Origin of the sequence: Streptomyces sp. NPDC017936 (assembly GCF_044328485.1) — a bacterium.
Classification (GTDB): domain Bacteria; phylum Actinomycetota; class Actinomycetes; order Streptomycetales; family Streptomycetaceae; genus Streptomyces.
In genome coordinates this window covers 1-24,278 of the sequence record NZ_JBIRHK010000012.1, presented here as the reverse complement: position 1 = coordinate 24,278, position 24,278 = coordinate 1, and the positions used below count along the sequence as shown (strand labels likewise).

Genomic DNA, 24,278 nt, shown 5'->3' with positions numbered 1-24,278 from the left:
CCCCGTGCCACCCCTGATGATCCTGGTCGCCGGCCCGTACCGCTCGGGCACCGGCGACGACCCCGCCGCACTCGCCGCGAACGTACGGGCCATGAACGAGACCGCCCTCACCCTCTTCCGGGCCGGGCACCTGCCCGTCACCGGGGAGGCGCTGGCGCTGCCGCTCCTGGAGACGGCCGGCAGCACCGGGCCCGGCGACCCGCTCTTCGAGGAGCTGTTCCACCCGGTCGCCGAGCGCCTGCTCGACCGCTGCGACGCGGTCCTGCGCATCGGCGGGCCCTCCGAAGGCGCCGACCGCATGGTGACGCGGGCCCGTGCGCGGGGCAAGGACGTCTACACGCGGATCGCCGACGTGCCGGAGGCCGGCCGGTGAGCGCGCAGAACGCACACCCCGGCCGGCCGGGCATCGACCTGCCCGACCCCCGCGGCCGTACCGGACTCGACCGGCAGGGCCGCGACCTGACCGGCAACCCCCGCGTCCGCGTCCACGACGTCGAGGTCCTCGCCTGCGACTGGTCGGTCCTGCGCCGCACCACCTTCGACTACCGGCACAGCGACGGCCACTGGAGCCGCGAGCGGCGCGAGACGTACGACCGGGGCGACGGCGCGACGATCCTGCTCTACGACCCCGAGCGCCGCACGGTCCTGCTGACCCGTCAGTTCCGGCTGCCCGCCTACGTCAACGGGCACCCCGACGGCATGCTGCTGGAGACCGCGGCCGGGCTGCTGGACGGCGACGAACCCCGGGAGGCGATCCGCCGGGAGGCCGAGGAGGAGACCGGGCGGACCATCCACGACGTCGAGCACGTCCTCGACGCCTACATGAGCCCCGGCTCGGTCACCGAACGCCTGAGCTTCTTCGCCGCGCCCTACGACGGCTCGGTCCCCGGCGCGGACACGGCCGGCGTGGCCGACGAGGGCGAGGACATCGCCGTGGTCGAACTGCCGTTCACGGAGGCGCTCGCCCTGGTCCGCAGCGGCGGGATCGCCGACGCGAAGACGATCATGCTGCTCCAGTGGGCCGCGCTCGACGGCCCCTTCCGGCAGTCGTGACGGGCGGCCCCGGCCGGTGGAGGTGACGGCGCCTCAGCCCACGCCCAGCTCCGCGAGGTCCGCCAGCGGCAGCGTGTGCTGCGTCTGGAGGACCTTCGCGCGCAGGTAGCGCATGTTGTGCGGGGTGGTGAAGACGCCGGTCGGCACGCGGTCGTGGACGTCGATGCCCAGCGCGCGCAACTGCCCGGCCTTGTCGGGGTTGTTGGACAGCAGGTCCAGCGCGGTGATGTCCAGGGCGCGCAGCATCTGGGCGGCGGCCGTGTAGTCCCGGCCGTCCTCCGGCAGGCCGAGGGCGGCGTTCGCCTCGTAGGTGTCCAGGCCCCGGTCCTGGAGGGCGTACGCGTCGAGCTTGTTGTACAGACCGATGCCCCGGCCCTCCTGGCGCAGGTAGAGCAGGACGCCGCCGCGGTCGGCGATCCGCTCGACCGCCTCGCGCAGCTGGGGGCCGCAGTCGCAGCGGGCGGAGCCGAAGGCGTCGCCGGTCAGGCACTCGGAGTGCAGCCGGACGAGGGGGCGGGGGCCGGGGTCGCCGAGGACGACGGCCACGTGTTCCTGTCCGTCGGCCAGGCCGTGGAAGGTGACCAGTTCGGCGTCGGCGGTGTAGCCGTCGTGGAAGCGCAGCGGTACCCGGACGCGGGCACGCGGGGTGGCTGCGGGGATGTCGAGCATGCGGGTTCTCCGGGTCCGGCGGGCACGGTGCGCGGATCCGCCCCACTGTTTCAGATTTGAAGCAGATCCGACGATCGAGACCCTATCCCATGCTTTAAAGTTGAAGCAACGGTCGGTGACGGCGTTGTGACCCGGCTCATGAGCAGGGCCGGGACGACCTCCGGCGCCAGGGGAGGTCCTCCGGGCCGGACGCGCCGTCGTCGCCTTGGAGGCCCTGGGCGATCCTCGTGCAGATCTCCTCCAGCTGGCCCACCTGCTCCGGGGTGAGCCGGTCGAAGAGGGAGGCGCGGACCGTCTCGACGTGGCCCGGCGCGGTCCGCTCCAGGACCGACATGCCCCCGTCGGTCAGGACCGCGACGCTCCCGCGCTTGTCCCGGCGGCACTCCTCGCGCCGCACCAGCCCGTCCTTCTCGAGCCGGGCCACCGCGTACGTCAGCCGGCTGCGGGTGATCTTCAACGACTCCGCGAGATCGGTCATGCGCAGGCTCCGCCCGGGCGCCTCGGAGAGGTTGGCCAGAATGGAGTAGTACAGGTGCGGCATGCCGGCCTCCTGCTGGAGCTGCCGGTCGAGCGTGTCCTCCAGGAGGAGGGACGCGGCGACGTACGCGCGCCAGGCGCGCTGCTCCTCGGCGGTGAGCCAGCGGGTCGTCATGCCCCCAGTGTAGGTTTGCTTCAAACTTGAAACCAAGAGATGTCGGGGCGGGGGCGGGGCGAGGAGGCGGGGCGCACCCGCCGGCCGGCCGCCCGACCTCCCGCTCCCTCGCCCCATTCCCTTCCCCCTCGCCCCTCGCCCGGAGAGCCCGCGCCGATGCCGTACCCGTACGTCCTGCTGTCCGCCGCCGTCTCCCTCGACGGCTGTCTCGACGACACCGGCCCCGACCGCCTGCTGCTCTCCGGCCCCGCCGACTTCGACCGGGTCGACGAGGTGCGGGCCTCCGTGGACGCGATCCTGGTCGGCGCCGGCACCATCCGGGCCGACAACCCCCGCCTGCTGGTCAACGCGCCCGAACGCCGGGCCGCGCGCCGGGCGGCGGGCCGGCCGGAGTACCCGCTCAAGGTCACGGTCAGCGGCTCCGGCGAGCTGGACCCGGACGCGAACTTCTGGCACACGGGCGGCGAGAAGGTCGTGTACACGACCGACACGGGCGCCGAGCGGGCCCGGTCGCTCGGCCTCGCGGCCGACGTCGTCCCCCTCGGCGCCCGCCTCGACTGGCGGCGGCTCCTGGAGCACCTGCACGACGTCCGGGGCGTGCGGCGGCTCATGGTCGAGGGCGGCGGGACCGTCCACACCCAGCTCCTGCAGGAGGGCCTCGCCGACGAGCTCCAGCTCGTCCTGGCCCCCCTCTTCGTCGGCGACCCGGACGCGCCCCGGCTGTTCGGACCCGGCGGCTACCAGGCCGGACGGCTGCGGCTGGTCGAGACGCGGCCCATCGAGGACGTCGTGCTGATGCGCTACGAGCCCACCGCGCCCGGCGCCGGCCCGCTGCCCGTCGCCGCCGACCACCACTGGCTGGCCCTCGCCTGCGATCTGGCGGCCGCCTGCCCGCCGTCGCGGACCGCGTTCAGCGTGGGCGCGGTCGTGGTGGCCGCCGACGGGACGGAGCTGGCGCGCGGCCACTCCCGGGAGGCCGGCGACCCCGTGGTGCACGCCGAGGAGGCGGCCCTGGCGAAGATCGACCCGGCCGACCCCCGCCTGGCCACGGCCACCGTCTACACCAGCCTCGAACCCTGCACCCACCGCGCCTCCCGCCCGACGCCCTGCGCCCGTCTCGTCCTGGACGCGGGCGTGGGCAGGGTGGTGACGGCCTGGCGCGAACCGAACACCTTCGTGACCGGCGCCGACGGCTCCGGCCTGCTGGCGGCCGCGGGCGTGGACGTCGTCGTCCTCCCGGAGTACGAGGAGCGGGCCGAGGCCCCCAACCGGCATCTGCTGTAGCGCCGCCGGGCGGGCAGGCGCCTCGTGCAGCACCGCCGGGCGGGCAGGCGCCTCGTACAGCGCCGCCGGGCGGGGTGAGGCCTTGGGGGCGGCCGCCGTGCCGCCCGCCGAGGAGCCCTCCGGCGGTTCCCCGGGCGCCCCTGGAACAACCCTTGTGCTTCCCGTCCCGCGGATGGCGTACACTGGTGTCATACCGACGCGGGGTGGAGCAGCTCGGTAGCTCGCTGGGCTCATAACCCAGAGGTCGCAGGTTCAAATCCTGTCCCCGCTACTCAAGGCCGAGGGCCGGAACCCGATCAGGGTTCCGGCCCTCGGTGCGTTCGCCGCCGGCCCGCCTCCCGCCCGGATCTCACGGAAAGTGACCGGCCGAGCGCCCTGCGCATAACGACTGGGTCACCATCAAAACCGCCGTGACCCCTGAACCGCCCCCGACGTGGGGTCAACTCGCCCGTTTTTCGCCGCTGGTGGGACAAAAGTCCAGGCCAGGAATGTTGTTGATCAAGGGGAACAGCTTGGAAACCGGGCCTCGCGTCTATTAACGTTCGATAACGCAGCGCGGTCGTCCCAGCCGTCACAAGAGGCGGCTCCGTGCGCACGCGCCGAATCCCGTAAGGGAACCGGGGAACCACCACCTTGGGGTGAATCACGCGTAAGCCGCCGTGAGGCAACGGCCGGTATACGCGCGTAGGAGACCTTCCCGCTCCGAACCCGTCAGCTAACCCGGTAGGCGACGGAAGGAAAGGAGTACGCCCGCGTGGCGTCCAACCCGCCTGCCCCAGAAGCCCCGATCGCGCCCAGCCAGACCTTCGGCTACGGCGGCAACCGCACCGACGAGGGCCCCTGGGAGGAGTGGAACCCCACCGCGGAGTCCATTCGCCCGGTACGCGGCCGGCACCGCGTCGCCAAGCAGCGCGGCGGACTCGCCCGCAGCTCCACCGTCCTCGGCGTCGGCGTCATCGCCGCCGTCGGCGCGGGCGGCATGGCCAGCGCCAACACCGGCAAGCCGCCGGTCTCCATCTCCATGCCGGACCTCCCCTCCGTGGGTTCCCTGATCTCGGACGACGACACCTCCGAGGAGGCGGCGCCCGCCCTCAGCAGCTTCGGCGCCACGGTCGCCGCCGACGACAGCACCGCGAGCGCGGCCGACGCGGGCGAGGCGCTGCGCAGCCGGATCATGGCGCAGGCCGAGTCGCAGCAGACCCAGATCGAGACCAAGGCCCAGGCCGCGGCCGAGGCCGCCGTCGCCAAGGCGGAGGCCGACGCGGCCGCCAAGGCCCAGAAGGAGGCGGAGGCCCAGGCCGCCGCCGCCAAGAAGAAGGCCGCCGAGGAGGCCGCGAAGAAGGCCGAGGCCGAGCGCCTCGCCGAGCTCGCCAAGCAGTACACGCTGCCCACCTCCTCGTACACCATCACCTCGACGTTCGGTCAGGCCGGCGCCTACTGGTCCTCCGGGTACCACACCGGTCTGGACTTCGCCGCCCCCACCGGCACCCTGATCAAGGCCGTGCACAGCGGCACCATCACCTCGGCCGGCTGGGACGGGTCGTACGGGTACAAGACCGTGCTCACCCTCGACGACGGCACCGAGATCTGGTACGCCCACCAGTCCTCCATCAGCGTCAGCGTCGGCCAGAAGGTCGCCACCGGCGACGTCATCGGCCGGGTCGGCGCGACCGGCAACGTCACCGGCGCCCACCTCCACCTCGAGGTGCACCCGGGCGGCAGCGCCTCCGGCATCGACCCCGGTGCCTGGCTGCGCGACAAGGGGCTGAACCCCTGAGGTCCCGTACCTCCTGAGTCGTCCGGGGACCGGTGAGGTGGTTTCCCGGATCTTTGTGAACCTTTGGCCGGAGGCGCGGAATGCGCGCCTTCGGCCGAGGTGTTGAAGGGAGGCATGACTTCCCTGCGCAAGCTCGGCTCCTCCGACCTCGAGGTCTTCCCGCTCGCCCTCGGCGGCAACGTCTTCGGCTGGACCGCCGACGAGGCCGCCTCCTTCGCCGTCCTCGACGCCTACACGGCCGCCGGCGGCAACTTCGTCGACACCGCCGACTCCTACTCGGCGTGGATCGAGGGCAACAGCGGCGGTGAGTCCGAGACCCTGATCGGCAAGTGGGTCAAGGCCCGCGGCAACCGCGACGACATCGTGATCGCGACGAAGGTGAGCCAGCACCCCGACTACCAGGGGCTGACCGCCGCCACCATCAAGGCCGCCGCCGACGCCTCGCTGCGCCGTCTGGACACCGACCGCATCGACCTCTACTACACCCACTTCGACAAGCCCGAGGTGCCCGTCGAGGAGATCGTCGGCGCGCTCGACGAGCTGGTGAGGGCGGGCAAGGTGCGGCACATCGCCGCCTCCAACATCTCCCCCGAGCGCCTGCGGGCCTCCCTGGAGTTCTCCGACCGCGAGGGCCTCGCCCGGTACGTCGTCCTCCAGCCGCACTACAACCTCGTATCGCGCGACACCTACGAGGGCGGGCTCCAGGACCTCGTCGCCTCCTCCGGCCTCGCCGCCGTTCCGTACTACGCGCTGGCCTCCGGCTTCCTCACCGGCAAGTACCGGCCCGGCACGACCGTGGACAGCGCGCGGTCCCAGGGGGCCGCCAAGCACCTGGAGACCGAGCGGGGCCGGAAGGTCCTCGCCGCCCTGGACGACATCGCCCGCGCCCACGACAGCGAGATCGCCACCGTCGCCCTGGCGTGGCTCGCGGGCCGGCCGACCGTGGCGGCGCCGATCGCCTCCGCGCGGACGGTGGAGCAGCTGCCGGCGCTGCTGGCGGTGGCCGAACTGGAGCTGACGGAGGACGAGACCCGGCGGCTCACGGAGGCGTCCGCGTAACGGCACGCCGGCGGGCCGGGGACGAGGAGCGGCGGAGCCCGGAGACGCGCCGGGCGCCTCCGGGCCGTGACGCGCTGTCCGGGCCGTGACCCGGTGTCCGGCCGGGTGCCCCTACCCCTCGTGCTGCTGGGGCCGGGGGTACGGGGGGTGGGGGACGTACCCGGAGTACCCCGGCCGCGCGTGCAGCGGCTGCGGGGCCGGTGCCTGTAGCGGGTGCTGCGGGTGCCACGGGTACGGGCCCGGCCCGGCCGGGCGCCCGTACCCCTGCCCGTACCCGGGGGCCCCGTACACCGCCCACGGCGGCACGGCCACCGGAACCGGGGGAGCCGTCATGCGCGCCGCGTGGTCCAGTGCGGGGCGCGCGATGTCCTTGCGGCGCCACAGCTCGTTCAGCAACTCCCGTTCCCGCACGACGAAGTCGGCGCCGGCCCGGCCGAGGCGCCCCCGGTGCCGCAGGAACGCGAGGGACGTCGCGTACGCCTCGTACCGCGCCACCTCGCGCGCGGCCGGCTTGCCCAGGTGCCGGCGGGCGTGGTCGCGGGCCAGCCGCCGGGCCCGCATCGAACCGAGCGCGTACGGCTCCGCCGGGGAGATCCAGCCCGCGGCCGCGTAGGCGGGCAGTTCCTCGCGCACGGTGCCCAGCTCGCGCTGGCGCGTCCACACCACCAGCCAGGTCAGCACCGCGAACGCCGGCACCATGAACGCCCCGTACACCGCGAAGAACCCCCACTCGCCGAGCACCGACGAGCCGTTCCACAGGGCGTGCATGCCCATCGCGAGCAGCAGGCCGGACAGCGGCAGCAGCACCCGCCGGACGCGCTGACGCTCCCCGGAGAGCGCGGCGACGCCGAAGCCGATGCCGGTCAGGACGGTGAACAGGGGGTGCGCGAACGGGGACATGATGACGCGCACGAAGAAGGTGGCGGCGGTGACGGAGGCGATGCCGCCGTCCCCGGTGAGCTGGTCGGTGCCGAAGGCGTTGCCGAGGTAGAGGATGTTCTCGGTGAAGGCGAAGCCGGTGGCGGTGATCCCGGCGATCACGACTCCGTCGACCAGCCCGGTGAAGTCGCGCCTGCGGAAGAGGAAGACGAGGAGGACCGCGGCCGCCTTGGCGGACTCCTCGACGACCGGGGCGATGACCGTCGCACCGAGGGTGTCCGCACCGGACGGGTCGGCGGTCGCCGTGGCTATCCACCGGGTGGCGAAGCTGTTGGCGACGATCGCTATCAGCGCCGCCGCGCACGCGCCCCAGGCGAACGCGAAGACCAGGTTCCGCCAGGGGCCCGGCTCGACCCGGTCGAGCCAGCGGAAGGCGGCTATGAGGAGCGGGACGGGCAGCACGGCGAGTCCCAGGCCCACCAGGAACCCCTGGGTGCCGGTCTGCTCGCGGACGAGGGCGAGGATGACCAGTCCCGAGAGCGCGAGCAGGGTGATCAGGGCGCCGTAGCGGACCCCCGTGCGCTGCCACCAGTGCGCGTGCCGGAGGACACCGCCCTCGGGTGCGCCGCCCGGCTGGGGCGGGTTCGGCGGGTGCGGCGGGAACGGGGGACTGATGGCCACGGCATCGACCCTAACGAGGGAGAGGACGGTGGTGGACGGGCTCAGCGGGCGGGAGCGGTGGTGGTGGGGTCGCTTCGGTCAGCCGTGCTGTACGCGACGGAACAGCAGGTCGTTCACCACATGACCCTTGTCCAGGCCCTGACCCTCGAAACGGGTCAGCGGCCGGAAGTCGGGCCGGGGCGCGAAACCGCCGTCCGCCTGCGTGTTCTCGAAGGCGGGGTGTGCGGTGAGCACCTCCAGCATCTGTTCCGCGTACGGCTCCCAGTCGGTGGCGCAGTGCACCAGCGCGCCCGGCCTCAGCCGGGTCGCGGCCAGGGTGAGGAACTCCGGCTGGATGAGGCGCCGTTTGTGGTGGCGCTTCTTCGGCCAGGGGTCCGGGAAGTAGACGCGCAGACCGTCGAGGGAGTCCGGGGGGAGCATCTCGCGGAGCAGGATGATCGCGTCGCCGTTCGCCACCCGGACGTTGGAGAGGGCGTTGCGGTCGGCGAGGTTGAGCAGGTTCCCCTGGCCCGGGGTGTGGACGTCGACGGCGAGGATGCCGGTGTCCGGGTCGGCGGCGGCCATCTGCGCGGTCGCCTCACCCATGCCGAAGCCGATCTCCAGCACGACCGGGTGGTCGTTCCCGAACAGCTCGGTGAGATCGACGGGGTGTCCGTCGATGTCCAGCCCCCACTTGGGCCACAGCCGCTGGAGCGCGTCCGCCTGCCCCGCGGTCACCCGGCTGCGGCGCGGCTGGAAGCTCCGGATCCGCCGCTCGAAGTGCGAACCGGCGGGATCCGCCTTGGGGCCGTCGGGGAAGCGCGGCTCCCCCTTGGCCCGGGCAGGGCGGAGGGACTCGCCGGGGACGCGTCGGCGGGAATCGGGAGTGTTGAGGGAATCAGACACAGTGCCGTCGATTTTACGTGGGCGGGTGGGAGGAGCGGGTGCGGGTGGCCGGGGCGCGGGACGGCCGGGGGCGGGATCACCTGCCCAGCACCTCCAGCGCCCTGCGGGCCACCTCCCGTCCGATCGGCAGCGAGGCCGTCGCCGCGGGCGAGGGCGCGTTCAGCACGTGGATCGCCCGCGGCCCCTCCCGGATCAGGAAGTCGTCCACCAGACCCCCGTCCCGCAGCACCGCCTGCGCCCGCACCCCGGCCGCGGCCCGCACCAGGTCCCCGTCCTCCACGGCCGGCAGCAGCCGGCGCACCGCCTCCGCGAAGGCCGCCTTGGACAGGGACCGGCGCAGCTCCCCGGCGCCGTAGCGCCAATGCCGCCGGGCCATGCGCCACACCCCGGGCCAGGCCGCCGTCGCCGCCGCCTCCCGCGGCCGGACGACACCCCAGGCGTACCCCTCGCGGGCCAGCGCCGGCACCGCGTTGGGGCCGACGTGGACGCCGCCGTCGATGCCGCGGGTGAGGTGCACCCCGAGGAAGGGGAACGCCGGGTCGGGCACGGGGTAGACCAGGCCCCGGACCAGCTCGGGACGCGCCAGCTCGTAGTACTCGCCCCGGAACGGCACGATCCGCACCCCGGGCTCGTCGCCGGCCAGGCGGGCGATCTCGTCGCACTGGAGGCCGGCGCAGTTCACCAGGACGCGTCCGCGGACGATGTCGCCGTGCGCGGTACGGACGGCGACGCCCCGCTCGGGGCGCCGGTCGATCCGGACGACCCGCGCGCCGTAGCGGATCTCCGCCCCGGACGCCTCGCCCAGCCGGCGGGCGACCGCCGTGTAGTCGCAGATGCCGGTCGTGCCCACGTGGATCGCGGCGAGGCCGCGGACCTCCGGCTCGTACTCCGTGATCTGGGCGGGGCCCAGCTCCCGGACCGGGATGCCGTTCTCCCGGCCGCGCTGGACGAGCGCGTGCAGGCGGGGCAGCTCGGCGCGGTCCGTGGCGACGATCAGCTTGCCGGTCACGGCGTGCGGGATGTCGTGCTCCGCGCAGAACTTGACCATTTCGGCGGCGCCCCGGACCGCGTAACGCGCCTTGAGGGAGCCGGGGCGGTAGTAGACGCCGCTGTGGACGACCCCGCTGTTGCGTCCCGTCTGGTGCCGGGCGGGGCCCGGCTCCTTCTCCAGCACCGTCACCCGCGTGCCCGGCGCGGCGCGCGTGATCGCGTGCGCCGTCGACAGGCCGACGATCCCCCCGCCGATCACCAGCACGTCGCAGTCGTGGCCGACCGCTCCGGTCCCCGGCACCTGCCGCACCACCCGCACCACCTCCCGGCTCCGATAGTGCACTGCGCCACTGACAACGCCTTCAAACCCGGAGGAGCGCGGTGCCGCCGGAGACGGACGCCCCGGAACCGGCGTCGCCCGGGCGAGCGCTACGCCGGAGTCATCAGCAGGGGCCGGGCCCGCTCCCGCAGCTCCACGACCCGCGGCTCGTCCCCGTACGGCTCCAGGCGGTGCAGGAGATCCTTCACGTACTCCGTGGTCCGCGCCGACGAGATGCGTCCGGCGACCTCCACCGCCCGCACCCCCTGCTCGCACGCCGCGTCGAGGTTGCCCGACTCCAGCTCGGCCACCGCGGAGACGACGAGCCGCAGCCCGTGCGAGCGCACGAACTCCTCCGTCGGCTGCGACAGCGCCTGCTCCGTGAAGCGGCGCACCTGACGCGGTGCCTTCAGGTCGCGGTAGCACTCGGCGGCGTCGGCGGCGAAGCGGTCGTAGGAGTAGAAACCCAGCCAGGACGGGTCGTGGTCGCCGTCGCGGGCCCGCTCCAGCCAGCTCTCGGCGGCCTTGAGGGCCGCGCCGGCGGCCTGCGCGTCACCCGCGCGCGCGTGGGCGCGGGCCTCGACCAGGCGGAAGAAGCTCATCGTGCGGGCCGTGGCCAGGCCGCGGTTGCGCTCCAGGGCGGCCTGCGCGAGGTCCACGCCCTCGTCGCCGAAGCCGCGGTACGTCGCCTGGAGCGACATCGATGCCAGGACGTAGCCCCCCAGGGGCACGTCCGCCGCCGCGCGCGCGAGCCGCAGCGCCTGGATGTAGTACCGCTGCGCGGCCTCCTGCTGGCCGGTGTCGAAGGCCATCCAGCCGGCGAGGCGGGTCAGTTCGGCGCTCGCCCCGAACAGGGCGCGGCCGACCTCGTCGGAGTACGAGCCGAGCAGCAGCGGCGCCGCCTCCACCCGCAGGCACTCCGGCACCATGGACGAACGCCAGTCGCCGCCGCCGTACTTGGAGTCCCAGCGCCTGGCGTCCTCGGCGGCCTCCCGCAGCTTCTGCACGTCGCTGTGGCCGACTTTGAGCGGTGCGCCGGCGTCCTCCAGGGAGTGGGCCTCGCGCGCCACCGAACTGTCGGCCGGGGTTATCAGCCATCGTGAGGCGGGCGTCGCGTACGCGCTTACTGCGAACGAACCGGCCAGCGACTGCCAGATGCCGCCGGAGCCGGCCCGGCGGCCCGCGAGGTCGAGGCGGTACAGCTCGGTCGCCGAGCGCACGGCCTGGCCGACGTCCCGCGGGAAGGCGAGGCCCACTTCGGGCGCGGGATCCGCGTCCGCCAGGCCGATCTCGTGGAGCGGCACCGGCCGGCCGAGCTTCTGCCCGATCGCGGCCGCGATGAGGTGCGGTGCGGCGCCCTGCGGCACCATGCCCTTCGACACCCAGCGCGCCACGGACGTCTTGTCGTAGCGAAGAGTCAACCCGCGTTGGGCGCCGAGGTCGTTGACGCGTCGCGCGAGTCCCGCGTTGCTGATTCCCGCGAGGGCGAGAACGGTGCCGAGCTTTTCGTTCGGCCCGCGTTGCTCCCTGGACATTGCGCCACCCCTCGACACAGACGGCTGCCGCGCTGGCATAACCACGCGGCATTCGTAAACCCAGCGTAGTTCGCCGCATCCCAAGCGTTAAGGGGCATTCTTCCGGATGGCGGGATTGTGGCCCGTACGGAAGTGCGGCCTTCGGCACGGTCCGTCGCGGCGTGCTCCCGCTGTGTGGCCGTGCGCCCGTGCGTGCGACCTTCTCCGGCCACGGGGGGAGCGGTTCCCTGGGTCGTGCGTGGGTCGGCCCGCTGTACTGGATCCAGTGGGCTGGGGGACACCGCCGCCACCATCCCCGCGGGCGGCGGAACGGTCCGGGAGGCGGCCTCCGCCTCCCGGACCGGCGCGCCGACCCCGGCGCGCGGTCGTGTACGGAGCGTGTGCGGGCCTGTCCCGACGACGGCCCGGCGTTTCGTATTTGGCCGAAAATCGACCCCGTGTTCTGTGGGTGAATGCGCTTCCCACCATGGAAATCAAGGGCATTCGGGGCGACTTGGGGGAGCGTACAGGGGGCGCATTCGCGTCGCACGGGCGGGCGCACACGCCGTGGTCGGCGCCCCGCGCGCGTGAGCGCACCGGGCCCCGCAGGCGGACGCGGGAGCGTTCGAGGGGGCGCACTCCGGCGGGTCCGGGCGGCGTCACCTCCTTCTGCGACGCGTTCTTCGTGGCAGCATGTGAACCGTTCGTACGGTGCACTGTTCGTCCACAGCCTGTGGAGGCGTCGATGCGGTGGTTGGTGGGATGGAGCAGCACCGCAGCGGGAGGCACCGGTCCCGGCGCCGCCGGAGCGGGGGGCTACGACGGTCCCGGCGCGTACACCGGCCACGGTGAGGCGGGCGGGCGCATCGGGTACGACGGCGAGACGCTGCACCCGGTCGGTTCCCAACTGCTGTGGGGCGACCCGGATCCGCTCTGGGCGGTCGGCGACTGGCGGCCCGACGAGGTGCGCGTGGTGCGGGCCGACGCCCAGACCCGGATCGCCGTGCTCGGCACCTGCGGGGCGACGGACGAGCAGTTGCGCGTCGGGCTGTTCGCCGCGCGCGGAGGGGCACTTCGCCACCTGACGGCCTGGCCGGGCAGCTACACCGCCGTCGTCCAGGTCGGGCGGCGCATCACCGTCTGCGGCGACCTGGCAGGTGCCCGCCCGGTGTTCCACACCCCCTGGGCGGGCGGCACGGCGTACGCGACGGCCGCGCTGCCGCTCGCCGACCTCATCGAGGCCAACCTCGACTTCGGCCACCTGGCCGCCCTCCTCGCCGCCCCCGACGTACCCGCCGCCGTGCACGACTCCACGCCGTACGACGGCGTGCGGCGCATTCCGCCGGGGCACGCCCTGATCCTGCGCACCGGGGCCCGGGAGATCGCCGGGTACGAGCCCGTCGCCTCCCTCGCCGTGGCGGCGCCCCCGGCCGACCCGGACAGCGCGGTCGACGCCGTGCGCGACGCCCTCGTCGAAGCCGTGCGCGCGCGCCTGTCCGCGCCGCGGCACGTCCCCGACATCGACCCCGGGCCCGTCCCCGGCATGGGCCCCGCCGAACGGCGCGCCGCGCGCGGGATGCCGGTCCCGGGCATCGGCGCCGACCTGTCCGGCGGCCCCGCCTCGGGCACGCTCGCGCTGCTGGCGGCCGGCCTGCCCGGCAGGCCGGGCACCCTCCTGGGCCACGGCACCGGCGCCGGCGAGCGCCTGCTGGCCGTCACCTTCAACGACCTGGCGGTCGGCGGCCACGAGGCCGAGCTGGAGCGGGCCGGCACCCTCGCCGCCAACCCGCGCCTGCACCACGTCGTCGTGGCCGGCGGCGAGGAGACCCTGCCGTACGCCGACCTGGACGGCCCCCTGACCGACGAACCCGGCCCGAGCCTGGTGTCGGCCGCCCGCCACCGCGCGCGCCTCGCCGCGGGCAGCGCCGACCACTTCACCGGCTACGGCGCCCGGCAGGTCCTCGACGCCCACCCGGCGCGCCTCGCCGACCTCCTGATGGACCGCAAGAGACGCCACCTGGTCCGGCCCGTGGCCGCCCTGACGAAGGCGGACGGCTCCGTGCTCGTCCCCGCGCGCGTGTACGGCGCCGCCCGCCGACTGGCCCGCACGCCCTACCGGACGGGTGTGGAGGGACTCGCCGAACGGCTCCTGCACCGCCGCTTCGACGACCCCGCGGGCGGCGCCGGGGCCGTGGGGGCCTCGCTGGCGGCCCTCGTCTGGGGCGGACCCGGCCCGGCCGCGCGCTGGCTCACCGGCGAGGCGCTGGCCGAGGTGTCGGTCCGTCTCCAGGGGACGGCGCACCGCGCCGGCGTCGGCCCCGGCCAGCGCCCCGGCGACTACCGCGCGCGTGCCGCCCTCGCCCGCCACGCCGCCGACCTGCGCGTCCTGGAGCAGGCCGCCGAGATCCGCTCCCAGCGGCTGCACGCGCCGTTCCTCGACAACCAGGTCGTCCGCGCCTGCCGCGCGCTCCCCGAGACCCTGCGCGTGCAACCCGGAGCGCGCGCCGCGATCCTGCGCACCGTCCTGAAGGGCGCCGGCGTGCCCGACCTCCCGCCGGGCTGGGGCGCCCCCTCGCTGGCCCCCACCACCGCGGCGGCGCGCGCGGGCCTGCGCAGGGCCGCGGACCCCCTCCTCGGCCTGTTCGACGCCCCCCTCCTCGCGGAGGCCGGCCTCGTCGAGGCCAGAGTCGTCCGCAAGGCCCTCAAGGGCGCGGCGGCGGGCGAACCCCTCCCCCTGGACGGCCTGGCCGACCTCGTCTCCCTCGAACTCTGGCTCCGCCGCCTCCTCTCCCGCCGGGGCACGTGCTGGACCGGCACACCGGGACGTGCACGCGCGGTACCGGCGGGGATCGCTCCGCAGCGGCGGGCCGTGTCGTCCGGGGGATGAGGGAACCGGCCCCCGGACCGGCCCCTGGACCGGCCCCTGGACCGGCCCCCGGACCGGTCCCGGCCACCCCGGGGGCCCTCGCCCCCGCACCCGACACCCCGGCGGCAATGACCCCGCGCCTGCTCGCCCGGTGGGGCGACCTCCCCGCAGCGGTCCGGCTGTCAGCGGCCGCGGACACGCCGCGCGGCCCCCACGCGTGCTCCCGCCCCCCGGGACCCCGGCGCCGAGCACACGGCCACGGCCGCCCGGGCCGCCCTCGGCCCCGAGCGTCACGAGGCCGAGCGCACGCGCGGCGCGTCCCCGACCGTGGCGGACGCCCCGCGCGAGCCGACCGGGGCCGTGCGCGCCCGTCCGGTGCCCACCGCGCGACGCCCGGCCCCGGCCGGTCCCGCGGCGGCCGGGGGCGGACGAGGCCGGCAGCGAATCCGGTCCGCGACAGGGGCGGAGGGGGACGGGGGCGACGAGCGAGTCCGGTGGCGCCTACGGGCAGGGGGACCGTGACTCGGCCCGGTCGGCGAGCCCCGGCGTGTCGAGGTGGTGGTGCGGCTCGGCCACCGGCCGGACCGTCCGCCGGCCGGCGAGGGTCACAGGGGCCGGCCCGGCCGCGTCACCGCCCTGATCACCCGGGACGTCCACAGCGGCTCCCGGCGGCGGACACGGAGAAGGCCACCTTGCCGAGTCCGGGCGCGAGGCCGTCGACGCCGACCACGGAGTCGTGGGCGGTGCACGTGCGGTGGAGGCCGATGACGACGGAGGAGCGGCCGTGGACGGTCACCCCGCTCGCGTACCGCCGGCCGGCGACGGACAGCTCGGAGCGCTGCCCCACCGAACCGCCGCCGCCGAGCCGGATCTCGGGCCCGGTCCCGTCGCCGTCGTCGTCGCCGTCGGAGGACGGCTCGCTGAGCCGGTGGGCGGCCGGGACGCGCGGGGGAGCGGGCGCCGGGGCCACCGTCGGCGTCGAAGGGGGCGTCGGGGCCGGTGGCGGCGTGGGGACCGGCGCCGGTGCCTCCCCGGGGGTGGCGCCGGGCGGCGGCGCGGGCGCGACGGCCGGGACGACCGCCGCGGGCCGGGGCCCGGGCTCCTCCGGCGTGCGCGCGGGTGCGGGGGCCGGCGCCTCCGGCTGGACGGCCGGAGCGGAGACAGGGGGGCCGGCCGCCGGCTGCCCGGCGGGGCTGTCGTCGCCGACGAGGCCGAGGGCCGCCACGGCGGCCGCCACGGCGACCGCGCCGGCCGCGATACCGGCCTTCACCGGCGCGCCCGGCCCCGCCGGAACCGCCGCGCCGCCACCGCTTCCGGCACCCGCCCCGCCGAAGGAGCCGGTGCCCGCCGCGGCGGCCGCGCCCGCGCCGGCGGTGGCGCCGCCCGCGACGATCCCGGCCGCCTTGGCGTACCCGGCGGCGCCGAACCAGCCGAGGACCGCGACCGGCACGACGGCGGGGATGCCGCCGGCCACCTCCTCGATCTGCAGGGCGGCCAGCCGGCACCTGGCGCACTCCCGCAGGTGCCTGCGCAGTCCCCGCTCGGCGCGGGTGCGCAGCCGGCCGCGGGCGTAGGTGCCGAGCCGGTCGGCGTAGCGGGCGCACTCCTCGTCGGTGGTGAGGATGGTGCTGACGTGGGCCTGGAGATAGGCCTGCCTGAGCCCCTCGCGGGCCCGGCTGGCGAGCACGCGCGTGCCGTTGGCGTCGAGCCCGAAGAGCGCGGCCACCTCACCGGGCGACTCGTCCTCGACCTCGGTGTGCCACAGCACGGCCTGCCAGCGCTCCGGCAGCGAGCGGAAGGCCCGCACGGCCATGGACCGCTCGGCCGCGTGCAGGGCGCGCACGTCGGCGCCGAGGTCGTGCGTGTCCCGGTCGACGATCCCGGCGGTGCGGGAGGCCTGCGCGGCGAACACCGCGAAGTCGTCGACGAGCTGCTCCCGTTTCGCCGACCGCGTCCAGCCGGCGGCGACACGGCGGACGGAGGTGAGCAGATAGGCGCGCACGGCGTGCTCGGGTCCGGAACCGCCGCGAACCGCCGCGAGCATGCGGGCGAAGACCTCGGCGGTGAGGTCGTCGGCGGTGTGGGCGTCCCGGCAACAGGTGCGCGCGTACCGGCGCACGGCGTCGGCGTGGCGGCGGTACAGCTCCTCGTACGCGGTGTCGTCGCCCGAGCGCATCCGGCCGATCAGGGCGGCGTCGGCCGGCGGCACGGCGCCGTCTCCGTGCCCTGCGCGCTGCGCCGGCACACCGCGTTCCGGCGGGTCCGCCGCGGCATCGGCGGTCCGCGGCGCGTCCGCGCGGCCGCCCTGAGCCGGCACCTGGGGCGAGACCCGGCTTCCGGCCCGCGCGTCACCGTCGTCCGGCGACTCGTCCCGTCCGTCAACACTCATCGCGGAAAGCCCCCGCCCGCCCAACCCGTCCGGACCACCAGGGCAGAGTGCCATATCGGGTTTTGTTCAGGACATCTGCGGACAACGCCGTCCACCCGGCCGTGGGGACACCCCGAAACCGCGCACCAGGAGCCGCCCGGACGGAGGATGTCCAACCTCCTTGTTATGGAAGGCCGTTGAACCGTACGCCCGGAACGCCCGACCCGTGGACGGCGGCGGGCCGGGGGGAGGAGCGCCGGAGCGCCCCGCCCCCACAGTCACCCTTTCGGGTCACGCTCCGGCCGGTGCCTACGACACCGGCCGGGACCGCAGGCCCTCCAGCAGGATGTCCAGCAGTCGCGCCGACGCCGCAGCCTGCTGCGCCGCGTCCGGCAGCGAGGGCGCCGCCGTGGCGATCACCAGCAGGACGTCCGACACCGACACGTCCGGCCGCAGTTCGCCCGCCGCGCGCGCCCGCTCCACGAGCCGGCCCACGACGTCGAGCAGCGCGGCCGCCCCGGCGTCGTCCACGGCGGCCGGCGCGCCCTCCTCCGGCACCAGCCGCAGCTCGCCGCCGATCGGCTGGGACCGCTGCTGCGGCACCCGCACCTCGTCGGCCGGAGAGCCCTCGGCGCCCTCGTCGGCGACCCCGACCCTGAGCACCTGCGGCGGCAGCAGCCGCCCGGCGCCCGAAGCCACCGAGGTCCGCAGGAAGCGCGAGAGCGCCGACCACGGCTCGTCCTCCTGGCCCAGGGCCGCCCGCGCCTGGTCGGTCAGCCGGGAGGTCTCCTCCTCGGCTATCCGCCGTACCAGGACGTCCTTGCTGGGGAAGCGCCGGTACACCGTGCCGACGCCGACCCGCGCGCGCCGCGCCACGTCCTCCATCGGCGCGCCGTACCCCAGCTCGCCGAAGACCTCGCGCGCCGCGCGCAGTACGTGCTCGAGATTGCGCTGTGCGTCCACGCGCAGCGGCGTGGTCCGCGGGCCGTCCCCGCGTCCGTTGCCCGCCGCCGCGCTCACCGCGCCGCCCGTTGCAAGGGCGGACGCGGACGACCAATGCGTGTCCTGAATGTGCATGAATGTTCCCCCGGTAATGACGTCTCCCCCCGGAGACTCTCCCCGCCATCGAAAATCCGGGATGCGTGGAACAGGGGACCACCGTGCGGACCCGCCCGTCGCGGACCACAGAGCGTTCCCCCTACACCCCGTCGACACACGAACATAGTTGAGAGGCAGTCAATTCAGAAGGGGCAGGTTCCGCACGGAGCGCCCCCCGATCGGAGTACGGGCGGCTTACGCCCTGATTGCGCCCGCCCCCGCACCCCGGCGCACACACGTTGACCTGCGCCGCCGCCCTCCACACCGGTGTTTCGGCCAACCCCGCCCGCATCCGGCCCGCGGTCACACGAATGGTCGGGGCTGTGGACAAACTCCGGTGCCGGGTGCGTCATGGGATGGTGAAGGAACGTGCGCGCATTCTCGTTGTCGGCGGTGGCTACGTCGGGATGTACACGGCCCTGCGGCTCCAGCAGAAGCTCAGACAGGAGATCGGCCGCGGCGAGGCCGAGATCACGGTCGTCACGCCCGACCCGTACATGACGTACCAGCCGTTCCTGCCCGAGGCCGCCGCCGGCTCCATCTCCCCCCGCCACGTCGTCGTCCCGCTGCGCCGCGTCCTGCCGCACTGCCGGGTCGTCGTCGGCGAGGTCACCGCCGTCGCCCACACCGAGCGCACCGCCACCCTCACCACCCTCGCCACCGACGAGGAGGGCACCGGCCCCCTGCAGCTGACGTACGACGAACTCGTCCTCGCGCCCGGTTCCGTCTCCCGCACCCTGCCCGTGCCGGGCCTCGCCGACCACGGCATCGGCTTCAAAACCGTCGAAGAGGCCATCGGCCTGCGCAACCACGTCATCGAACAGATGGACATCGCGTCCTCCACCCGCGACCCCGCGGTCCGCGACGCGGCCCTCACCTTCGTCTTCGTCGGCGGCGGCTTCGCCGGCGTGGAGGCGCTCGGCGAGCTGGAGGACATGGCCCGCTACGCCACGCGCTACTACCACAACGTCACACCCGAGGACATGAAGTGGATCCTCGTCGAGGCCTCCGACCGGATCCTGCCGGAGGTCGGCGAGGACATGGGCCGCTACACGGTCAGCGAACTGCGCCGCCGCAACATCGACGTCCGGCTGAACACCCGCCTGGAGTCCTGCGCCGACCGCACCGCCGTCCTCAGCGACGGCGCCCGCTTCCCCACCCGTACGGTCGTGTGGACCGCCGGCGTCAAACCCCACCCGCTCCTCGCCGCCACCGACCTGCCCCTCACCGACCGGGGCCGGCTGAAGTGCACCCCCGAGCTGACGATCGAGGGCGTCCCGCACGCGTGGGCCGCCGGAGACGCCGCGGCCGTCCCCGACGTCACCGCCCGCGAACCCGGCGCCCACACCGCGCCCACCGCCCAGCACGCCGTGCGCCAGGCCAAGGTCCTCGCCGACAACATCGCGCGCTCCCTGCACGGCCAGGCCCTCCGGACGTACTCCCACAAGTACGTCGGCTCGGTCGCCTCCCTCGGACTGCACGAGGGCGTCGCGCACGTCTACGGGCGCAAGCTCAAGGGCTACCCGGCCTGGTTCATGCACCGCGCCTACCACCTCAGCCGCGTGCCCACCTTCAACCGCAAGGCCCGCGTGTTCGCCGAATGGACGCTGTCGGGACTCTTCAAACGGGAGATCGTCTCGCTCGGTTCACTCGAACATCCCCGCGCCGAGTTCGAACTGGCCGCGGGGGGAAAGCCTTCTGACGACCGGAAGGACGGCCCGCGGGGCGACGAGAACAACAACCCGAAAGGGTTGTCCTGACCGAACCCAGGAACTTCACCGACCGCCCCGGCGTCTGACGGATGTCGGTCCGGACGGTCACCACTGCCAGACCGCCGACCACCCCTCCCCAAGCCCCTCCCCGAGCATCCCCGAGCCCCTTCCCGAGCCCCGCGGGCCACCGCCCGCCCCGCGAGAACCGACGAGGCCGTACCCACGTGCCGCACACCCGGGTGCTGCGACAATGTGCGGCCACCGCCGCGCGGCCCCCGGAGCCCAGGCCGGGCCCGGAGCCGGCCGACGACGACTACACGAGGCAAGGATTCGTGAACTTCACGCGCTGGAGCGCCCGGCTCCCCGGAACGCAGCGCCGCGCCGCCGCGCGGGCCGAGCACACGGTCACCACCACGGACCGACGGAGCGAGGGCTCCGTACCCGCGGCCCGCGTCGAACAACTGACCGACGAGCCGCCCCCGGTGCCCGCCGTCGACGAACTCCCGGTCCGTGAGGTCCTCGACCGCGTCCCGGCCCTCGTCGCCCTCGTCCACGGCCCCGACCACCGCCTCGCCTACGTCAACGACGCCTACACGGCGGCCTTCGGCGCGCGCCCCACCGGCGAACCGGCCGGCGACGCCCTCCCCGAACTGCGCGACCTCGGCCTCGTCCCCCTCCTCGACCAGGCCCTGCGCAGCGGCAAGCCCCGCACCCTGAAGTCCCGCAAGGCCCCCGACGGCCGCCACTACACCTTCACCTGCACCCCCGTCACCGAGGACGACGGCCGAGGCGCCGTCCTGGTCTTCGCCACCGACGTCACCGACCACGCCGAAGCCGCCGAACGCCTCAGAGCGAGCGAACGCCGCCAGCGCGAAACCGCCGTCACCCTCCAGCGCTCCCTCCTCCCCCAGGAGCTCGAACAGCCGGACGACCTGCGCATCGCCGCCACCTACCAGCCCGGCGGCACCGAAGCGGCCGTCGGCGGCGACTGGTACGACGTCATCACCCTCGGCGGCGGCCGCACCGCCCTCGTCATCGGCGACGTCATGGGCCGCGGCGTCCGCGCCGCCGCCGTCATGGGCCAGCTCCGCACCGCCGTCCGCGCCTACGCCCGCCTCGACCTCCCCCCGCACGAGGTCCTCAACCTCCTCGACGGCCTCGCCACCGAGATCGACGCCAACCAGATCGCCACCTGCGTCTACGCCGTCCACGACCCGAACGAGGGACGGCTGGTGTACGCCTCCGCCGGCCACCTGCCCATCCTCGTCCGCGACGGGACCGGCACCGTCCAGCGCGCCGACGAACCCACCGGCCCCCCGCTCGGCACCGGCGGCTGGATGCACGCCTCCGGCTCGATCGCCCTCGGCCCCGGCTCCACGGCGGTCCTCTACACCGACGGCCTCGTCGAACGCCGGGACGAGGACCTCGACGAGGGCATCACCTCCCTCGAGCGCGCCCTGGCCGGCGCGACCGGCACCCCCCAGGTCGTCTGCGACCGCCTGGTCCGCTCCGCCGGCGTCACCGCCGACCACGACGACGACGTCGCCGTCCTCGTCCTCCAGCACCCCCGCCGCACCGGCGCCGCCGCCGAGCTGTTCCGCAACGCCGCCCTGGAACTGCTCGGCGGCGTGGAAGCGGCCCCACGCGCGCGTGCCTTCGCCTCCGGCGTCCTCACCAGCTGGCGCTTCCCCGCCGACCTGCACGACCTCGGCGTCCTCGCCACCAGCGAACTGGTCGCCAACTCGCTCCAGCACGGCACCCCGCCCATGCGGCTGCGCCTGCGCCGCACCGACCGCCGGCTGATCATCGAGGTCACCGACGGCGACGACCACCTCCCGCGCCGCCGCCGCGCCGGACCCGGCGACGAGTCCGGCCGGGGCATCGCGATCGTCGCGACCATCGCCTCCCACTGGGGCAGCCGCCGCACCCCGGGCGGCGGCAAGACCGTCTGGTGCGAGTTCCTGCTCCCCCGCGGCGCCGACTGACGGGCGCGCGGCACGACACGGGAACAAGGGCAGCCCGGAAGCGCCCCCTCGAGCGGGTACGACAGAGGCGGCCGTCGTCCAGGACGACGGCCGCCTCTGTCACGCTTCACGCCTCGGCGGCCACCGGCTCCGCGGCCGCCCCGCTCCGGGCGACCACCCGGTTCCGCACCGACCACGGCTGGTCCTGCACGGCGGTCAGCCGCCGCCCCAGCCGCACGGCGAGCACACTGATCCCCAGCGAGAACAGCAGGAACGTCACGATGTACGGCGCGTGCAGCGAGGCGCCCATCGGCCCGCCCACCGCCGGCCCGACCGCCAGCGCCAACTGCTTCACCAGGGCGAACGCCGAGTTGTACTGCCCCGCCAGCCCGGCCGGCGCCAGATCGGCGACCAGCGGCGCGACCGTCGGCGACAGCATCGCCTCACCCAGCCCGAACAGCGCGTACGTCGACACGAACGCGGCCGTCGCCATCTCCTGGCTGCCGTGCCTGAGTCCCGCGTACCCGGCCACCGCCCACGCCACGGCCCAGATCAGCCCCACAGCAGCGATCACCCGGGTGCGCCTCTGCCGCTCGACGAACCTCAGCACGGCGAACTGCGCGACCACGATCACCGCGGTGTTCGCGGCCAGCGCCGTCCCCAGCGCGGACGTGGAGATCCCCGCCGCCTCGACCCCGTACGCGCTCAGCCCCGACTCGAACTGCCCGTAACAGGCGAAGAACAGCACGAAACCCAGCACGCACAGCTGCACCATGGCCCGGTTGCCGAGCAGCTCCTTCAAGCTCCCCTTCGCGGACCCCTGCGGAGCGTCCCCCACCCGCGGCGAGCGCGGCATCCGCACCGTCGCCATCACCACGACCAGCAGCAGGAACATCGCCGCCTCGATCGCGAACAGCAGGGTGAACGACGACACGCGCGTGGTGTCGACCAGGTGCCCGCCGATCAGCCCGCCGACACCGAGCCCCAGGTTCTGCAGGAAGAACTGCGTCGCGAAGGCCCGCGACCGCGTCTCCGCGGTCGAACAGTCCACGATCATCGTCGCGAGCGCCGGCTGCATCACGGCCTGCCCCGCCCCGAGCAGCACCGCGGCGGCCAGCACGGCGGTGGCGTCACCGGCGAGCCCCAGACCCAGCGCGCCCACCGCGGCGGTGACCAGGGCGGCGACGAGGACCGGCAGCGGGCCGCGCCGCACGATCGCCCGACCGGCGAACGGCAGCACGATCAGCGCGGCGACGGCGAAGACGGCGAGGACCAGCCCCGCCGTCACGGCACCCAGCCCCCGCACCTGCGCCACGTAGACGTACAGGTAGGGGACGGTGAAGCCGAGCCCGAACGCGCTGAGTGCGTTGCCCACGTGGATCCGGCGCATCGCGGCGCCCATCGCCCTGGTCACGTTCACCTCTCTCAGGTAGTCACTGACTGGTTGAGAAGCCTCAGTACTTAGAACCGAAGACTTCGAAGATAAATTTCGAAGCTAAACAGTACACCCCGAAGAACTTCAACGCGAACGGCCGCCGTGCGATACTGGCGGTCATGGGCGACACCCCCGGCAGCACAGGCATCGGCAGCGAGCCGACCCTCGAAGAGCAGATCGCCGCCTACCAGCGCGAGTTCCAGGACCTCGATCCCCAGGTCGAGCAGATCGTCTCGGCGCTGTCCCGCCTGAACCGCCGCATGAACGTCGCCTACGGCCGCCAGACCGCCGCGCTCGGCATCAGCACCACCGAGTGGGAGGTCCTCAAGGCCCTCGTCCTCTCCGGCGCCCCCTACCGCATGGGCCCCAGCGACATCGCCAAGCGCCTCGGCCTGACGCCGGCCGCGATGACGCACCGGATCGACCGCATGGTCGCGGAGGGACTGGTGACCCGTGAGCGGGACGAGTCCAACCGGGTGCGCGTGATCGTGGAGCTGACGCCCGACGGCCGTGAGAAGTGGCTCGAGGCGATGCGACTGGCCACGGTCTTCGAGGAGGACCTGCTCCAGGACCTCTCCGCCGAGGACCGCACGGCCCTCGGCGACGTCCTGACCAGGCTGCTCCGACGGGTCGAACACGCCCAGCCGGACGCCGGCGGCCGGCTCACCGACCTCGACTAAAAGATCTTGACAGGGGGCACTTGACACCCCCCGGTCGGGTCCGTAGAGTTCTTCGGGTTGTCGGAGAGCCGTAACGGTTCTTCGTCGACACATCCGCCGCAGAAGCGGCACCTCACACCACAGCAAGATCTCCCAACGGGGTTGAATTCGGCGTGCCTGAATTCAATTCGCACGGGGCCCGGTAGCTCGATTAGCGCTCACCGGGAAGGATCCGCTAAGGTTTGAGACGTCGGAACGGCCCAACGGCCGGGAAGACGACTCCCGCTGACTGGGAATCAGGCCCGAAAGGATCTGATAGAGTCGGAACCGCCGGAAAGGAAACCGCGAGTCAAAAGCGGGAACCTGGAAAGCGCCGAGGAAATCGGATCGGAAAAAAGATCTGATAGAGTCGGA

The 24,278-nt window shown here is 74.4% G+C and carries 18 protein-coding genes, 1 tRNA gene and 1 riboswitch; of the genes, 10 read left to right on the top strand and 9 right to left on the bottom strand.

What is annotated here, in order from left to right:
- The first annotated feature begins 16 nt into the window (after window positions 1-16).
- A complete protein-coding gene (locus ACH4F6_RS24315; protein ID WP_397962631.1) occupies window positions 17-373 on the top strand; it encodes a DUF4406 domain-containing protein in 357 nt (118 codons plus the stop codon).
- A complete protein-coding gene (locus tag ACH4F6_RS24310) occupies window positions 370-1,053 on the top strand; it encodes an NUDIX domain-containing protein (protein ID WP_397962421.1) in 684 nt (227 codons plus the stop codon). The genes ACH4F6_RS24315 and ACH4F6_RS24310 overlap by 4 nt, the downstream gene beginning before the upstream one ends.
- Before the next feature lie 33 nt (window positions 1,054-1,086).
- On the opposite strand, the gene ribA is transcribed toward ACH4F6_RS24310, so the two are convergent.
- Window positions 1,087-1,722: a GTP cyclohydrolase II gene (gene ribA / locus ACH4F6_RS24305; protein WP_397962420.1), complete on the bottom strand. Its 636-nt coding sequence runs from the start codon at window positions 1,720-1,722 to the stop codon at window positions 1,087-1,089.
- 136 nt (window positions 1,723-1,858) lie between these two features.
- Window positions 1,859-2,374 (bottom strand): MarR family winged helix-turn-helix transcriptional regulator, encoded by a 516-nt coding sequence (locus tag ACH4F6_RS24300; protein WP_397962419.1) that lies wholly within the window; start codon window positions 2,372-2,374, stop codon window positions 1,859-1,861.
- 156 nt (window positions 2,375-2,530) lie between these two features.
- Here ACH4F6_RS24300 and ACH4F6_RS24295 point away from each other — a divergent pair, with 156 nt between their 5' ends.
- The 4 genes from ACH4F6_RS24295 to ACH4F6_RS24280 all read left to right on the top strand — a co-directional run bounded on the left by ACH4F6_RS24295 (window position 2,531) and on the right by ACH4F6_RS24280 (window position 6,494).
- Window positions 2,531-3,658 carry a dihydrofolate reductase family protein gene (locus tag ACH4F6_RS24295; protein WP_397962417.1) on the top strand — a complete coding sequence of 376 codons (1,128 nt, stop codon included), beginning with the start codon at window positions 2,531-2,533 and terminating at the stop codon, window positions 3,656-3,658.
- A 197-nt stretch (window positions 3,659-3,855) separates the two neighbouring features.
- Window positions 3,856-3,929 (top strand) — tRNA-Met (locus tag ACH4F6_RS24290).
- Between the two features lie 316 nt (window positions 3,930-4,245).
- Window positions 4,246-4,405, top strand: a riboswitch (cyclic di-AMP (ydaO/yuaA leader).
- 7 nt (window positions 4,406-4,412) lie between these two features.
- Window positions 4,413-5,435 carry a M23 family metallopeptidase gene (locus ACH4F6_RS24285; RefSeq protein ID WP_397962416.1) on the top strand — a complete coding sequence of 341 codons (1,023 nt, stop codon included), beginning with the start codon at window positions 4,413-4,415 and terminating at the stop codon, window positions 5,433-5,435.
- 114 nt (window positions 5,436-5,549) lie between these two features.
- Complete coding sequence (locus tag ACH4F6_RS24280) at window positions 5,550-6,494, top strand: aldo/keto reductase (protein ID WP_397962415.1); 945 nt, start codon at window positions 5,550-5,552, stop codon at window positions 6,492-6,494.
- Between the two features lie 111 nt (window positions 6,495-6,605).
- Here ACH4F6_RS24280 and ACH4F6_RS24275 read toward each other — a convergent pair whose 3' ends face one another.
- The 4 genes from ACH4F6_RS24275 to ACH4F6_RS24260 all read right to left on the bottom strand — a co-directional run bounded on the left by ACH4F6_RS24275 (window position 6,606) and on the right by ACH4F6_RS24260 (window position 11,783).
- Window positions 6,606-8,054, bottom strand: a complete 1,449-nt coding sequence (locus tag ACH4F6_RS24275) for a PrsW family glutamic-type intramembrane protease (RefSeq protein WP_397962414.1) — start codon at window positions 8,052-8,054, stop codon at window positions 6,606-6,608.
- A 78-nt stretch (window positions 8,055-8,132) separates the two neighbouring features.
- Window positions 8,133-8,939, bottom strand: a complete 807-nt coding sequence (gene trmB, locus ACH4F6_RS24270; RefSeq protein WP_397962413.1) for a tRNA (guanosine(46)-N7)-methyltransferase TrmB — start codon at window positions 8,937-8,939, stop codon at window positions 8,133-8,135.
- A gap of 76 nt (window positions 8,940-9,015) precedes the next feature.
- Window positions 9,016-10,272: an L-2-hydroxyglutarate oxidase gene (gene lhgO / locus ACH4F6_RS24265; RefSeq protein WP_397962412.1), complete on the bottom strand. Its 1,257-nt coding sequence runs from the start codon at window positions 10,270-10,272 to the stop codon at window positions 9,016-9,018.
- An 86-nt stretch (window positions 10,273-10,358) separates the two neighbouring features.
- The gene (locus ACH4F6_RS24260; RefSeq protein ID WP_397962411.1) at window positions 10,359-11,783 is read right to left on the bottom strand and encodes an MFS transporter; all 1,425 of its coding nucleotides are present in this window, start codon (window positions 11,781-11,783) and stop codon (window positions 10,359-10,361) included.
- A 724-nt stretch (window positions 11,784-12,507) separates the two neighbouring features.
- Between ACH4F6_RS24260 and ACH4F6_RS24255 the strand changes: the two genes are divergently transcribed.
- Window positions 12,508-14,649 (top strand): asparagine synthase-related protein, encoded by a 2,142-nt coding sequence (locus ACH4F6_RS24255; protein WP_397962410.1) that lies wholly within the window; start codon window positions 12,508-12,510, stop codon window positions 14,647-14,649.
- A 619-nt stretch (window positions 14,650-15,268) separates the two neighbouring features.
- Here the strand turns inward: ACH4F6_RS24255 and ACH4F6_RS24250 are convergent.
- Complete coding sequence (locus ACH4F6_RS24250; protein WP_397962409.1) at window positions 15,269-16,837, bottom strand: sigma-70 family RNA polymerase sigma factor; 1,569 nt, start codon at window positions 16,835-16,837, stop codon at window positions 15,269-15,271.
- 468 nt (window positions 16,838-17,305) lie between these two features.
- Window positions 17,306-18,073: a TetR/AcrR family transcriptional regulator gene (locus tag ACH4F6_RS24245; RefSeq protein WP_397962408.1), complete on the bottom strand. Its 768-nt coding sequence runs from the start codon at window positions 18,071-18,073 to the stop codon at window positions 17,306-17,308.
- 377 nt (window positions 18,074-18,450) lie between these two features.
- On the opposite strand from ACH4F6_RS24245, the gene ACH4F6_RS24240 reads away from it, so the two are divergent.
- Together ACH4F6_RS24240 and ACH4F6_RS24235 are read left to right on the top strand one after the other, a co-directional pair.
- Window positions 18,451-19,854: an NAD(P)/FAD-dependent oxidoreductase gene (locus ACH4F6_RS24240; protein WP_397962407.1), complete on the top strand. Its 1,404-nt coding sequence runs from the start codon at window positions 18,451-18,453 to the stop codon at window positions 19,852-19,854.
- Window positions 19,855-20,138: 284 nt separating this feature from the next.
- Window positions 20,139-21,791, top strand: a complete 1,653-nt coding sequence (locus tag ACH4F6_RS24235) for a SpoIIE family protein phosphatase (protein WP_397962406.1) — start codon at window positions 20,139-20,141, stop codon at window positions 21,789-21,791.
- Window positions 21,792-21,897: 106 nt separating this feature from the next.
- Here ACH4F6_RS24235 and ACH4F6_RS24230 read toward each other — a convergent pair whose 3' ends face one another.
- Window positions 21,898-23,184, bottom strand: a complete 1,287-nt coding sequence (locus tag ACH4F6_RS24230; protein WP_397962629.1) for an MFS transporter — start codon at window positions 23,182-23,184, stop codon at window positions 21,898-21,900.
- Between the two features lie 140 nt (window positions 23,185-23,324).
- On the opposite strand from ACH4F6_RS24230, the gene ACH4F6_RS24225 reads away from it, so the two are divergent.
- Window positions 23,325-23,885: a MarR family winged helix-turn-helix transcriptional regulator gene (locus ACH4F6_RS24225; RefSeq protein WP_397962405.1), complete on the top strand. Its 561-nt coding sequence runs from the start codon at window positions 23,325-23,327 to the stop codon at window positions 23,883-23,885.
- Window positions 23,886-24,278 lie beyond the last annotated feature (393 nt).

Excerpts from the sequence above, each read along its gene's own strand:
- ACH4F6_RS24315 (WP_397962631.1), top strand. The coding sequence starts at position 17 with ATGATCCTGGTCGCCGGCCCGTACCGCTCGGGCACCGGCGACGACCCC.
- ribA (WP_397962420.1), bottom strand. The coding sequence starts at position 1,722 with ATGCTCGACATCCCCGCAGCCACCCCGCGTGCCCGCGTCCGGGTACCG.
- ACH4F6_RS24300 (WP_397962419.1), bottom strand. The coding sequence starts at position 2,374 with ATGACGACCCGCTGGCTCACCGCCGAGGAGCAGCGCGCCTGGCGCGCG.
- ACH4F6_RS24295 (WP_397962417.1), top strand. The coding sequence starts at position 2,531 with ATGCCGTACCCGTACGTCCTGCTGTCCGCCGCCGTCTCCCTCGACGGC.
- ACH4F6_RS24280 (WP_397962415.1), top strand. The coding sequence starts at position 5,550 with ATGACTTCCCTGCGCAAGCTCGGCTCCTCCGACCTCGAGGTCTTCCCG.
- ACH4F6_RS24260 (WP_397962411.1), bottom strand. The coding sequence starts at position 11,783 with ATGTCCAGGGAGCAACGCGGGCCGAACGAAAAGCTCGGCACCGTTCTC.
- ACH4F6_RS24255 (WP_397962410.1), top strand. The coding sequence starts at position 12,508 with ATGCGGTGGTTGGTGGGATGGAGCAGCACCGCAGCGGGAGGCACCGGT.
- ACH4F6_RS24245 (WP_397962408.1), bottom strand. The coding sequence starts at position 18,073 with ATGCACATTCAGGACACGCATTGGTCGTCCGCGTCCGCCCTTGCAACG.
- ACH4F6_RS24240 (WP_397962407.1), top strand. The coding sequence starts at position 18,451 with ATGGTGAAGGAACGTGCGCGCATTCTCGTTGTCGGCGGTGGCTACGTC.
- ACH4F6_RS24225 (WP_397962405.1), top strand. The coding sequence starts at position 23,325 with ATGGGCGACACCCCCGGCAGCACAGGCATCGGCAGCGAGCCGACCCTC.